This is a genomic window from Singulisphaera chitinilytica, assembly GCF_049331405.1.
Lineage (GTDB): Bacteria > Planctomycetota > Planctomycetia > Isosphaerales > Isosphaeraceae > PoT.
Map to the genome: position 1 here is coordinate 1051256 of NZ_CP186274.1, position 13360 is coordinate 1064615.

At 67.4% G+C, this 13360-nt stretch carries 11 protein-coding genes; 3 read left to right on the forward strand and 8 right to left on the reverse strand.

All coding sequences use genetic code 11. From position 1 onward, the window contains the following. The first annotated feature begins 222 nt into the window (after positions 1-222). From ACOYYX_RS04100 to ACOYYX_RS04110, 3 genes are all read left to right on the forward strand, one after another. A complete protein-coding gene (locus ACOYYX_RS04100) occupies positions 223-3315 on the forward strand; it encodes a PSD1 and planctomycete cytochrome C domain-containing protein (RefSeq protein ID WP_422928665.1) in 3093 nt (1030 codons plus the stop codon). Between the two features lie 26 nt (positions 3316-3341). Next, positions 3342-4751, forward strand: a complete 1410-nt coding sequence (locus ACOYYX_RS04105) for a DUF1501 domain-containing protein (RefSeq protein ID WP_422928666.1) — start codon at positions 3342-3344, stop codon at positions 4749-4751. A gap of 209 nt (positions 4752-4960) precedes the next feature. Next, positions 4961-6295, forward strand: a complete 1335-nt coding sequence (locus ACOYYX_RS04110) for a hypothetical protein (protein ID WP_422928667.1) — start codon at positions 4961-4963, stop codon at positions 6293-6295. Between the two features lie 6 nt (positions 6296-6301). On the opposite strand, the gene ACOYYX_RS04115 is transcribed toward ACOYYX_RS04110, so the two are convergent. The 8 genes from ACOYYX_RS04115 to ACOYYX_RS04150 form a co-directional block, all read right to left on the reverse strand. Further along, positions 6302-6736, reverse strand: a complete 435-nt coding sequence (locus tag ACOYYX_RS04115; RefSeq protein ID WP_422928668.1) for a DUF6157 family protein — start codon at positions 6734-6736, stop codon at positions 6302-6304. A gap of 51 nt (positions 6737-6787) precedes the next feature. Next, positions 6788-7432, reverse strand: a complete 645-nt coding sequence (locus ACOYYX_RS04120) for a hypothetical protein (protein WP_422928669.1) — start codon at positions 7430-7432, stop codon at positions 6788-6790. A gap of 41 nt (positions 7433-7473) precedes the next feature. Next, positions 7474-9684 (reverse strand): molybdopterin cofactor-binding domain-containing protein, encoded by a 2211-nt coding sequence (locus ACOYYX_RS04125; RefSeq protein WP_422928670.1) that lies wholly within the window; start codon positions 9682-9684, stop codon positions 7474-7476. Then, positions 9681-10160 carry a (2Fe-2S)-binding protein gene (locus ACOYYX_RS04130; protein WP_422928671.1) on the reverse strand — a complete coding sequence of 160 codons (480 nt, stop codon included), beginning with the start codon at positions 10158-10160 and terminating at the stop codon, positions 9681-9683. The genes ACOYYX_RS04125 and ACOYYX_RS04130 overlap by 4 nt, the downstream gene beginning before the upstream one ends. Before the next feature lie 536 nt (positions 10161-10696). Continuing rightward, positions 10697-11245 carry a hypothetical protein gene (locus tag ACOYYX_RS04135; RefSeq protein WP_422928672.1) on the reverse strand — a complete coding sequence of 183 codons (549 nt, stop codon included), beginning with the start codon at positions 11243-11245 and terminating at the stop codon, positions 10697-10699. Positions 11246-11615: 370 nt separating this feature from the next. Beyond that, positions 11616-12188 (reverse strand): DUF1579 domain-containing protein, encoded by a 573-nt coding sequence (locus tag ACOYYX_RS04140; protein WP_422928673.1) that lies wholly within the window; start codon positions 12186-12188, stop codon positions 11616-11618. Between the two features lie 276 nt (positions 12189-12464). Then, the gene (locus tag ACOYYX_RS04145) at positions 12465-12878 is read right to left on the reverse strand and encodes a bleomycin resistance family protein (RefSeq protein ID WP_422928674.1); all 414 of its coding nucleotides are present in this window, start codon (positions 12876-12878) and stop codon (positions 12465-12467) included. 172 nt (positions 12879-13050) lie between these two features. Then, positions 13051-13356, reverse strand: coding sequence for a hypothetical protein (locus ACOYYX_RS04150; RefSeq protein ID WP_422928675.1), 306 nt, complete (start codon positions 13354-13356; stop codon positions 13051-13053). Positions 13357-13360: the final 4 nt, after the last annotated feature.

Here is a 13360-nt window from a genome sequence, read left to right on the forward strand (position 1 = left end):
GGCCCCGACGGGGCATCGCTCATGGCCCCTTGCAGGCCCGCGACTCGTCGGAATCATTCCGACGACAGGAAGGTTTCTCGTCACCCCAGATCTGTTCACGCCATAGGGGCGAGCCACCGAATTCGGCGTGGAATTGACAGGCCCGACGGCGTTGGGCAGAATCAACGACGGCGAGTGTTTAACTTTTCTTGATCGCGGTCGTCCCCACCCCGAGGCGATACCATGAAGGGCGGTCTCCCGCTATTCTTCGCCCTGGCGATCCTCCAGACTTCGGTCGCGGTCGGATTCGACAATCCCGCCGAGACCTTCTTCGAGCAGAAGATCCGCCCGATCCTGGCGACCGCCTGCTACAAGTGCCACGGCGACAAGAAGCAGGAGTCCGGCCTGCGTGTCGACGCCCGCGCGGGCTTGATGCAAGGGGGCGATGCCGGCCCGGCGATCGTCCCCGGCAACCCGGGCGAGAGCCTGCTCATCCAGGCCGTCGCCCACAAGGGCGAGTTCGCCATGCCCCCCGGCCGCAAGCTCTCGCAGGAGCAGATCGGCGACCTCGAACGCTGGGTTGAGCAGGGGGCCCAATGGCCCTCCTCCGACAAGCCCGTCGCGATTCGCTCGGGCGAGATCACCGACGAGGACAAACAATTCTGGTCGTTCCAGCCGGTCGAGGCGGTGCCGCCTCCCGACGTGGACGACCCGACGCATTGGGGACGCAACGAGGTTGACGCCTTCATCCTCGACCGGCTCCAACCCGCGAAGCTGAAGCCCGCCCCCCCCGCCGATCGCCGGGCCCTGATCCGCCGCGCGACGTTCGACCTCACCGGCCTCCCGCCGACGCCTCAGGAAGTGGACGCGTTCCTCAAGGATCCCGCGCCCGACGCCTTCGAGCGGGTCGTCGAGCGGCTCCTGGCCTCGCCCCGGTATGGCGAGCGCTGGGGGAGGCACTGGCTGGACGTCGTCCGGTATGCCGACACCGCCGGCGAGACGGCCGATTACCCGGTCCCCGAGGCCTACCTCTATCGCGACTACGTGATCCGGGCCTTCAACAACGACAAGCCCTACGACCAGTTCGTGCGCGAGCAGGTCGCCGGGGACTTGCTCGGGGCCGAGGCCCCGCCCGAACGCTTCGCCGACATGGTGACGGCGACGGGGTTCATCGCCATCTCGCGCCGGTTCGGCTTCGACCCCGAGAACTATCATCACCTGACGATCCAGGACTCGATCGACACGCTCGGCCAGTCGGTCCTGGGCCTCAGCCTGGGCTGCGCCCGCTGCCACAATCACAAGTTCGACCCGGTGATGGCGGGGGACTATTACGCCCTCTTCGGCATCTTCGAAAGCACGCGCTACGCCTTCCCCGGCTCGGAGGAGAAGAAGCGGCCCCGCGACTTCGTGCCGCTGATCCCCCCCGCCGAGGCCCAGGCGAAAGACCGGGCGTACACAGCGACCCTCGACCGGCTCAAGGCCGATATCAAGGCGCTTGACGCCCGCAAGGCCGAGGTCGACTCGCAACTCCTGCCGCTCGTCGGCCTCGACGGCTCGTTCGAGGCCCAGGCCCTGGGCTCAGGGCCGGGGTCCCCGTGGATGTTCCTCGACGGGGCGAGGGTCGCGGCGACCGCGCAGAGCCCTTACGCGAACGCCTCCGGGGCCGGCACTCGCGGCGTCTCCCTGCCGAACAACTCGGCCAACAACGCCTTCGGGCAATTGCTCCCGATCAATCGCAGGCCGGCGACGCATGGCGTCGTCCACGTCAACCTCGACTTCCGGGTCGTGGACGCGGCGAACGGAGGGCAGGGGGCTTATCGGTTCTATATGGGGCATGGCCCCGGGGTCTCCGCGGCCGTCGAACTCTTCTTCAACGCCGGCCAGTTCTTCGCCCGATCCGGAGACGCGGTCGAGCCGATCCGGGAGGTCAAGCCGGGGACCTGGTATCAGGTCCAGCTCGCCGTCGACCTCGACGCCCGCACGTATTCGGGCACCGTGGGTGTCCCCGGCGATCTGACGACGTTCTCGGGCAAGGCCCTCGCCTCCAACTGGGACGGGAACCTCGACTACACGTTCGTCGACGGCTACGGCCACCTCGGCGGCAACAAGCCCGCGAGCGAGGTCGACAACCTCATCATCCAGGACGAGCCGCTCGCCGCCCTGGGCTCTCCCTCGGCGCCCGCGGCCACGAGCGACCCCGGCCAGGCCGAGCGTCTGACGAAGATCGCCGCCCTGCGATCGAGCCTCGACGCGATCTCGGCCGAGCGTATGGAGAAGGATCAGGCCCGCGCCACGCTCGAGCGTACGGGGCCTTACCCGATGGCCTACGGCGTCGCCGAGGGCACCCCCCACGACGCCCGGATCCAGAAGCGGGGCGAGCCGACGACCCCCGGCGACGAGGTCCCTCGCCGCTTCCTCCAGATCCTCGGCGGCGACAAAGTCCCGCCCAACTCGGGGAGCGGCCGGCTCGCCCTGGCGGAATGGCTCACCCGCCCGTCGAACCCGCTGACCGCACGCGTCATGGTCAACCGGATCTGGCAGCACCACTTCGGCAAGGGGCTCGTGGCGACCGAGAACGACTTCGGCCGTCGCGGCCAGAAGCCGACGCACCCGGCGCTGCTCGACTACCTCGCGGGCCGGTTCATGGTCGAGGGCTGGTCGGTCAAGTCGATCCATCGTCGGATCATGCTCTCGAGCACGTATCAGCAGTCGAGCGAGGCGGAGCCGTCGGCCGAGACGCCCGATCCGACCAATGACCTGCTCGCTCGGTTCTCCAGGCGTCGGCTCGACGCGGAGGAGATCCGCGACGCCATGCTCTTCGTCGCCGGCACGCTCGAAACCGGCTCGGGGGGCCGCCACCCGTTCCCGCCGGTCGAGACCTGGGCGTTCAGCCAGCACGGGCCATTCAACGCGGTCTATGACACGCGGCGGCGGTCCGTCTTCTTGATGACGCAGCGGATCAAGCGGCACCCGTACCTCGCCCTCTTCGACGGCCCCGACCCGAACGCGACGACCGCCAGGCGCTCGGCGACGACGGTCCCCACGCAGGCCCTCTTCTTCATGAACGACCCCTTCGTTCACGAACAGGCGACCGCCTTCGCTCAACGCGTGCTCGACTCGGGCCGCGACGAGACGGCGAAGGTGGGCGAGGCCTTCGAGCGTGCTTTGGGCCGACCCCCTTCGGCCGACGAGTCGTCGGAGTCGCTCGCGTTCCTGGCGGCGGTCCGCGAGGATCTTGAGCCCTCGGAAAAAGACCCGGCCGGGCGAGAGCTTCGGGCCTGGTCCGCGCTCGCCCGCACCCTGCTCGTGCGCAACGAATTCCTGTTCGTGGATTGATCGAACGAGAGATGAGGAACCCTCCCATGACCACCGGCCCGCTCACCCGCCGAGAGCTGCTCGCGCGTGCGTCCGGAGGCTTCGGCGCCATCGCCCTGGCCGGCCTGCTCGCCGAGGAAGGGCAGGCCTTCGGCCCCGAGGCCGCGGCCGATCCCCTGGCGGATCGCCCCCCGCACTTCGAGGCCCGCGCCAAGCGCGTGATCTTCCTCTACATGACCGGCGGGGTTTCCCACATCGATTCGTTCGACCCGAAGCCGAAGCTCTTCGCCGGCCACGGCAAGTCGATCACCGTCGATAACTGGCAGGGCAAGAAAGGCTCATTCCAGCGTTTCATGAAGCGGCCGAACTGGGAGTTCCGCCCGGGGGGCCGCTGCGGGACCGAGATCAGCGACCTCTTCCCCTTCGTCCGCGAGAAGGCCGACGACCTCTGCGTGATCCGCTCGATGTCGTCCGACCACACGAACCACTACGAGGGGACGCTCGGCATGCACACCGGGTCGTTCACCTTCGCCCGCCCGAGCCTGGGCGCCTGGGTGAGCTACGGCCTCGGGACCTTGAACCGCAACCTGCCCTCGTTCGTCGTGATCGCGCCCGCGGCCCCTTATGCGGGGGCGCAGACCTGGGCGTCCGACTTCCTCCCGGGCTGCCACCAGGGGACGCACGTACTCCCCGGCCCGACGCCGATCCCCAACATCGCCCCCCGGATCGCCAGCGAGCGGCTCCAGAGGCGCGAGCTCGAGTTCCTCGCCAAAGCCGACCGCCGCCATCGCGAAGCCCGGCCGGGGGAGGCCGCGCTCGACGCCCGCATCAAGTCCTTCGAGACCGCCTTCGGCATGCAGAGCGAGGCCCCGCACGCCTTCGACCTCGCGGGCGAGACCGACGCCACGCTCGACCTCTACGGCCTCCAGCGCGGCCAGAACACCGGCTTCGGCTGGCAGTGCCTCGTCGCCCGCCGCCTGGCCGAGCGGGGCGTCCGGTTCATCGAGCTGATCGACACCGGCTCGTCGGGCAACTGGGATTCGCACGGCAACATGCAGGACCACGCAGGGCTCGCCCGCAACGTCGACCGCCCCATCGCCGGGCTCCTCGCCGACCTCAAGCAGCGCGGGATGCTCGACGACACGCTCGTCGTCTGGACGACCGAGTTCGGCCGGACCCCCTACCACGAGCAGGCCGGCCACGCCGGGCGCGAGCACCATCACCAGGCCTTCTCCTCCTGGCTCGCCGGCGCCGGCGTCCGCGGCGGCATCGTCCACGGCTCGACCGACGACTACGGCGTCGCCGTCGCCGAGGATCGCGTCCACGTCCACGACTTCCACGCCACGATCCTCCACCTCCTGGGCCTCGACCACGAGCGCCTGACCTATCGCCACGCCGGCCGCGATTATCGCCTCACCGACGTGGAAGGGAACGTCGTCAAGCCGATCCTGACCTGAACCGAACTTTGAATTGATCACGACAGTGCGCTGTCATTGGTGAATTCAAGTTGACGATGACTCGTGGTTCCAGGTGACGTGAAAGCGCGAGGACTTCGTAACATCATGGATGTTTGATCGCCGCAACCCCTCCGTCACGGGGGCTTGCGGCGGCCGCGTCTGCCTGCGAAGCTCGGGTGTCAGCTTGATTCGACACTCGAGCCGTTGAGGTGGATATGCGGAAATTGGGCTGGATCGTCGGTGCGGTCGCGGTGTGGGTGGGGACGTTCGCGGGGGCCGTGGAGTTCCGCGCAGGGTTCGCGGAGGTGGACATCACCCCGCCCAAGGGGACGCCCCGCCAGGGGTGGAACTCGAAGCTGGTCGGTGACGACGCGATCGACCCCCTGTTCGTCCGCGCGGCGGCCTTCCAGGCGGGCGAGGATACCCCGGTGGCCGTCATCTCGCTCGACGTCGCCCTCATCAGCGCCGCCGACACCGCGGCCATCAGGCGCAAGATCCAGGAGAAGTTCGGGCTCGCCGGCGACCGGGTCATGGTGGCGGCCACGCACAACCACGCCGGCCCCGCCATGATCGACGAGGCCCTGCCGCGCGACGAAGGGTACATCAAGAAGATGGTCGACGCCTCCGCCGACGCCGTGGGCAAGGCACTGGCCTCGCGAGGGCCGAGCGAGATGGCCGTCGGCACGGCCTTCGAGTTCGACGTGGCGACCAATCGCCGCGTCCTGATGCGTGACGGCACGGTGCGGACCCACGGCTCGTTCAGCGACCCCATGGCCCTCGGCTTCGAGGGCCCGATCGACCCTGAGGTTGGTTTGCTTGTCTTCCGCGGCCCCGACATGGCGATCAAAGGCGCCCTGCTGAACTTCGCCTGCCATCCCACCCACCACGGCGGCGACCCTTTCTTCAGCGCGGGCTATCCGGGCGTCGTGGCGACGGAGTTGAAGAAGCGAGGTATCCCCATCGCGCTCTTCCTCCAGGGGGCGGCCGGGAACATCTCCTACGACGAGCCCCGGGGCGGCCCGGTGAAGACCAAGGAGCAGATCGGCACCATCCTCGCCGACGATGCCTTGAAGTCCCTCAAGAAGGTGAAGTGGGAGATCCCCAGCTCGGCCACCTCGCAGTCGAAGACCATCGCGATCCCCTATCGCAACGTCGACGAGGATGACATCCAGGGCAAGAAGCCGGGCACCCAGCGCTTCGGCGAGGCCGGATACTACGAGCGCAAGATCCCGCCGCTCGTGGCGATGATCAAGGCGAAGAAGGAGGAACCCTCGGAGGTCCAGGTCATCCGGCTCGGCTCGGTCGCGCTGGCGTCGCAGCCCTCGGAGTCGTTCGTCGAGCACGGGCTCCGGATCAAGGAGGCGACCTGGCCGACGCGCACCTTCGTCGTCGGCTACGCCAACGGGATGCTCGGCTACCTCCCGCACGAGGCGGCCTTCCGCCGCGGCGGCTACGAATGCAGCTTCGGCCCCCCGAGCCAGATGGCCCCCGAGGCGGGCCGGCTCCTCGCCGACACCGCCATCGAGCTGATCAACGCCAAGTGATCCGTCCTACGCCTTCCCCTCGCGGCGGGTCCGCATGGCCCGCACGAGGGTCGCGACCTCTCCGGGCCGGCTGAACCGGCGATACTCGTCGGAGTCGACCGCGTAGAGCGCGATGCGCCCTTCCTCGTCGTAGTGGACGCCCCAGCCATACGTCTTGCCCAGGGCCGAGGCCCGCAGGCAGGGGTGCGGCTTTTCGAGGAGCTCGGCTCGAATCTCGTCGCCCCGCTCCTCGAGTTCGGCCTCCGCGATCTCCTTGTGACGCACGTGGACCTCGTACAGGAGGTCGGCGTGCGTCAGTTGATAAGGGCTCGCCGCGAGGAGCTCATACTGGTAGACGGGGACGGATTTGCGCCCGCCCCGGCTCGGTGGGACGACCCCGGTGGTGGCCGTGCAATCGGTGGCGACCTGGATGAACGCGTCCTTGTAGCCCATGTCTTTCATCGGGATCCTTCCTCGACGGGGCGATCGAGGCGGGCAGGGTCGAGCCTCTCGTCAGTCGGGCTCGACCGCGCCGTTCTCGATCCATTCGCGCATCTTCCTGGCGAACTCCTCGTGGGAGAGCGGGGGCTTGGTCCGGCCGTCGCCGGGATCCCAGCCGCCGAGGACGAGCTTATCCTCGGTGACGTGATGGAGCAACTCGTCGAGCGTCTTGTGCCCGTTCAACTCCGGATCCTTGAGCTGGCGGGCGAGTTCGCGCGGCGTCAGGCCCTGGAAGACCATCTTCATGTTCGGCGGGGGCAGGTGCCAGTTCGGGTTGCCCGGAGGCATGTTCAGCCCCGGCAGGTTGCTGAGCTGGTGGCAATTGGCGCATTTGAGCGCGTACTTCCCCTTGCCGTCCGGCCCGCGCTGGACGTTCTGGGCGTGCAGGTGGCTGTCGTCCCCTTGAAGCGGGATGTCCCCCGAGGGGTGGCAATTCATGCACCTCGGGTGCATCAGCACCTTGTACGCCTCGAGGAAGGCCGCCTTCGACGCCGCCTCGTCTTTCGGCTTCTCGGCCCTGGCCGCAGTCGCGGAGGCTCCCCTGGCGGCCTCGTTCGGCAGGAGGAGCCAGGTCGCGAGGGCGACGGTCGAAAGCGCGAGGGTCAGCGGGACGAACGGCCTGAGCGCCGGGGGCCGGCCTGGTTCTGGATTCACCATCTTCGAGTTCCCAAAAAGGGGCTGTGTGCTGTGCGAGCCGCTCAGGCGTTCTTGAGGTCGTCGGGGCGGATCGGCAGCTTGCGGATCCGCTTGCCGGTCGCGGCGAAGACCGCGTTGGCGATGGCCGGGGCGACGGGGGGCACGCCGGGTTCGCCGACGCCCCCCATCTTGTCGGCTGTCTCCACGATGTGGACCTCGACGGCGGGCATCTCGTTCATCCGCACGATCGGGTAGTCGTGGAAGTTGCGCTGCTGGACCCGGCCCTCGGCGAAGGTGATCTCGCCATAGAGGGTGGCCGTGAGCCCGAACGCGATGCACCCTTCCATCTGGGCCCGGATCGAATCCGGGTTCACGACCGGGCCGCAGTCGATCGCGCAGACGACCCGATGGACGCGGATCTTCCCCTCGGGCGAGACCGAGGCCTCGGCGACATGCGCCACATAGCTGCCGAACGACTGGTGCACGGCGATCCCGCGCCCGACCCCTTCGGCGAGGGGCTGGCCCCATCCCGCCTTCTCGGCCGCCAGTTCCAGAACGCGTCTGTGCCGCGAGTCCTTCGCGAGCAGGGCGCGGCGGTACTCGTAAGGATCTTGCTTCGCCGCGTGAGCGAGTTCGTCGAGGAAGCTCTCGACCACGAAGGCCGTGTGCGTGTGCCCGACCGACCGGAGCCAGATGACCGGCACACCGGCCGGTGCGATCTGCCAGGAGACGGCGAGGTTGGGGATCTGGTAGGGGAGATCCGCAGCCCCTTCGACGGCCGTGTCGTCCACGCCGTTCTTGACCATCGCGTTCTCGAAGGGCGTGTTCACGGCGAACGACTGGCAGACGATCCCCTGCTTCCAGGCGACGGGGCGGCCGTCCTCGCCGATCGCGCCCGCCATCGTGTGTCGGGCCCTGGGGCGATAGTAGCCGCCTCGGATGTCGTCCTCGCGGGTCCAGATCACCTTCACCGGCGCCTTGACGGCCTTCGAGACCTGCACGGCCTCGCGGACGAAGTGCCCGTCGATCACCGCCCGCCGGCCGAAACCCCCGCCGAGCAGCGTCGTGTGGATCCTGACCTGCTCGGGCTTGAGCCCGGTATCCTGCACGGCGCCGAGGTGGTCGAAGGATTGCCCCTGGGTCCCCGTCCAGACGTCGCAGCCATCCGGCCGCACGTCGGCCACGCAGTTGAGCGGCTCCATCGTGGCGTGCGCGAGGTAGGGGAGCTCATACACGGCCTCGAGCTTCCGCGAGGCCTTCGCGAGCGTCCCCGGGGCGTCGCCGTCGTTCCGCGCCGAGGCACCGGGGCGTTTGGCGAGTTCGGCGTATTCCTCCCCCTGGATGCGGGTGTCGAGGGCGGAGAGTGGTCCCTCATCCCAGGTGACCTTCAGGGCCTCGCGTCCCTTTTTCGCCGCCCAGAAGCCGTCGGCGACGACCGCCACGCCCCGGTCGATCTCGACGACGTGCCGGACGCCCGGGATCGCCTTCGCCGCGGTTGCGTCGACCTTCTTCGCCTTGCCGCCGAAGACGGGGGGCCTGGCGATCAGCGCCACGAGCATTCCCGGCAGCTTGACGTCGAGCCCGAAGACGGCCGAGCCGTCGACCTTGGACGGGGTGTCGAGCCGCTTCGTGGGCTTGCCGATGAGCTTGAAGCTTTTCGGATCCTTGAGCGTCACCTCTTTCGGCGGCGACAGCCTGGAGGCCCGCTCGACGAGGGAGCCGTATGAGGCCTTCCGATTGGAGCCGGCATGGGCGACGTGGCCATCGCTGGCGGAGCAGCTTGAGGCCGGCACATCCCAGAGCTCGGCCGCCGCGGCGATGAGCATGGCCCTCGCCGAGGCCCCGGCCTTGCGGAGCCGCTCCCACTCGGTCCAGGTGCTCGTGCTGCCGCCGGTGATCTGGGCGCCGTAGAGGGTGTGGTTGTAGATCTTGTCGGCGGGGGCCGCCTCGACGCGGATCTTGCTCCAGTCGGCGTCGAGCTCCTCGCAGACGATCATCGCCAGGCCGGTGTAGATCCCCTGGCCCATCTCGGAGTGATTGGCGATGACGGTGACCGACTCATCCTCGCCGATCCTGACGAACGCGTTCGGCTTGAAGGAGGCGGGCTCGCCTTTGTCCTTCGCCTTGGCCTTCCCGTTCACATTCTCGACGGCCGGCTCGGCGACGGCCCCCTTGGCGAGTTGCGGGAGGTAGACGCCGAGCACGAGGCCCCCGCCCGCGAGCGAACCCTTGCGCAGGAACTCGCGCCGGCTGAGGTTGAGCACGTCGCTCATCGAGCCACCTCCGCCTTCTTGGACGACGCCATCGCCGCAGCTTGGTGGATGGCCTTGCGGATGCGGAGATAGGTGCCGCAGCGGCAGATATTTCCGGTCATGCAGTCGTCGATATCCTGATCGGTGGGCTTCGGGTTCTCGCGCAGGAGGACTGCCGCGGCCATGATCTGCCCCGACTGGCAGTAGCCGCACTGGGGCACGTCCTCGGCGATCCAGGCCTGCTGGAGCGGCTTTCGGACCTCATCGGCCAATCCCTCGATCGTCGTCACCTCCTTGCCCGCCGCGCGGGAGACGGGGGTGACGCACGACCGCACGGCTTCGCCGTCGAGATGCACCGTGCAGGCGCCGCACTGGGCCATCCCGCAGCCGAACTTGGTGCCGGTCAGGCCGAGCGTCTCCCTGATCACCCAGAGCAGGGGCGTATCCGGGGAGACGTCGACTGCGCAGGCCTCTCTGTTGACCTTCAACTCGATCATCGTCGCTCCCTCTCTATCTCTCGCTCGCTCCCGAACTCAGATGTGCAACCGGCTCGGGCCTCGCCGAGGGTGGGCCTGCGAATGTCTCAACTGGCGAGGATTCCGATGGTCCGGCCAGGGCCGACGTTTGGCCCGAGCGCCGGGCGAATCGGTTCGCCGCCTCAATTCCGTCCATCGTCGCCAACTCGGACTTGGCGGGGATGCGATGGAAATCCGTTCAAATGGAAACGTGGTGCGATTTGAAAAGAATCAAAGTTTCCCATCTTTCCACGTTTGCCCTTCACCTCCGCGATTGGAGGATAAAGATGGCAATTCGCTGCATTATTGCAGCGAGACCCCGCAAAGGGAAGCCCCGCGCCGAGTTCGTGTTACGGGACTCGACGGGCCGCTGTGCAGGACCGAGATGAGACCGACAGAGAGGAGGTTGTGAAAGGTAGTCGTATATCTGGTTGCTTGGCGTGTGAAACTTTTGCATGAGAGGCGAGCGAAGCGACGGATCGGATGAGCCGTCGCTTGATCGCTCGACCTGAGTGGGCTCAGGACTTCTTCTTCGCCGACTTCTTGGCCTTGGCGGCGGGGGCGGCCTTCGGCTCGGGCTTGGCGGCCTTGGGCTTGGCCGCGACGGTCTTCTTGGCCGCGGGGGCAGAATCCGACGTCGCCGCCTTGGGCTTGGCGGCCTTGGCCGGGGCGGCGGTGGTCGCCTTCTGGGCCTTGGTCGCCTCGGGCGTGGACTTGACCTTCGCCGCAGCCTTGGGCGCGGCGGCAGCCTTGGGGGCGGCCGTCGTCTTGACCTTGGCGGCCTTGGTCGCCGCTGCCTTGGGGGCGGTCTTCGGCTTGGCGACCTTGGCCTCAGGCTCGGAGGTCTTGGTCTCGGCCTTGGCGACCTTGGCGGCCTTCGGCGCGGCCTTGGGTTTGGGGGCGGCCTTGGTCCGCTTGGGCTTTGGCTTGGAGGAGGACGTGTCCGGCAGGAGGTCGCCGACCGCCTCGATTGCTTTCGAGCCGGCATCCATCACGACCTCGGCGGCCGTGCTCGCGGCCTCGCCGATCTTCTCCAGGACGCCTTTCGACTTCTTCTTGCTCGCCATCGGATGCTCCGTGAAGAGGTAAGTCTGGATCCTCCCCTGTCCGACAAGGACCCGGATCAGGGCCTCGCATCCGTTCTACCTAACATTAGAGCATGTTCCGGGCCATTGCTGAAATTCTCGAATCGGGAAATCGTCGCAATTCTGCGCGATTGATGTGCCTTCGGATTCAGGTGTTGACGATCGGGGGAGATCTCGGGGCTCTCGCCGGCTCAATTCGAAACGAGCAGGGGCCGAGAGTGTCGCGGTGCGACGCCCCCGGCCCCTCATGTCTCGACGGTCGAGGACTCCATCCCCAGCCATCACCGACCCTCGCAACTGACTCCGAGCCGACGCGTCGGGACTCCTCCCCGCGCCCGCCCGGCGGCGAGGCTCACGACTTGCGCTTGGTGTAGACGACCTCCATGACCTTGGCTTCCTTGCCGCCTGTCATGGTGCCGGTCATGTAGAGCGTGAACTCGCGGCTGCCGTCTTCCTTGGTCACGGTGACCATGCGCTGGGCGAGCTTGGAGCCGTCGATGGGGCAGACGCCGTCGCCCGTGAACGTGAGCGTCTTGGTCTTGGCGTCGTACGAGCCCTCGAGCACGCTGAGCGAGGGGCTCATCGAGTCGATCCAGGTCCCCACATACTTCTTCTTCGCCGGGTCGTAACCGAACTGCCCGCGCCCCTCGAAGGGCATCCCGCCGAAATCCGAGCGGAAGGTCGACGCGACCCAGAGCCCGCCCGTGAGGACGGTGTTGACCTCGACCCCCTTCGAGGCCATCGGCTGCGAGTCGGGCCCGTTCGGGTACGACTTGATGTCGGCGTCCCACGTCCCCTCCTCGGTGGCGAGGATCTTGTGCTCGGCCGTCGGCTTGGGGATGGGCATCTCTTCCTGGGCCCCCGCGACGTTGACGACGCAAAGGGCGGACGCGGCGACGCAGAGATTCAGGAGAAACCTCGGCATGCTCATCATCGGTCTCCAGTGTACGGAAGATTAGTGGTGACGGCGTGAGTATGTACGCCTGTTCTGTTCTTGTCCAGGGGAATTTCGACGAGATTCGCGAGAACCTTCGGCCCATCCCCACACGCGTTCTCGTCCCGTCGTCGCCCGCAACGCCTCGATCCTTCGGGCGCACAGGCGAACCATCGGGCGATCAACGCCCCGGGATTGAAGGCAATCCGCTAAACTTGCGTTATTGCTTGAATGTCCAGAAATCGAGTCGTGAAGACGTATTTCGATTTAGGTCTCGTCGCAATCGGTCCCCTGGCTGATCCTGAAGACGTGGCCGTCGGGGTGTCGGACGTGCATTTCGCGGACGCCCCAGGGCTCGTTCGTCGGGGGGAACGAGACCTCGAGGCCTTGCTCCAGGCAGTGGCGATGGGTCGCGTCGGCGTCCGCGACCCAGACCGACATCCAGACACCGCGGTCGTCCGAATCGCCGTCCTGCGTCCGTGTCGAGGGGTTCGTGCTCTTGCCCCGGCCTCCCTGGCCGTCATGGCAGAGGAAGATCTCGCACGAGCCCGAGCTGACGGCCCCGAAGGTCGGCGGCGTCCCCCACTCGAAGCCCTTCCTCCAGCCGAGCTTCTCGAACCAGGCGAAGCTCTCGACGATGTTCGAGACGTTCAGGATCGGCGTCAGGCCCTTCGCCTCCATGCGTCGCTCCTTTTCCCACCGGGTTCGAGATCGCGTAACGCCCGGGGACAGGATCCACCTTGATCCTGCTCGACGTCCCCTTCGCGCGGTGTCTCGATCTGAGACTAGATATCGTCGCATTGTCGACGTTTGTACATCGAAAATGGGAAGAAAATCGACGGAGCCCCGGAGTTCAATGATGGCTCTCGCGATTGGCAGCCTCGGTTGCTGTCCGGCTGACGCTCATGGCGAGGCTGTATGCGAAGATAGAGCCGAGGACGACGAGCGAAGTCCAGGCGGCGGCTCGTCCGCTTCGTCGTGCGGCACGCATCCCGAGGAAGGCGAAGTAGACGACCAGGCACAGCACGACGAGGCCCATCGCGATCTTGTAGGGGGCGAAGATTCCGGGGAGCCTGGGGATCGCGTAGAGCGCGGCCTGCAACGCCATCGAGAGGAATCCCGCGTATTCAATCCGGGGCGAGGTACGGGCGTTCGGCATCGTT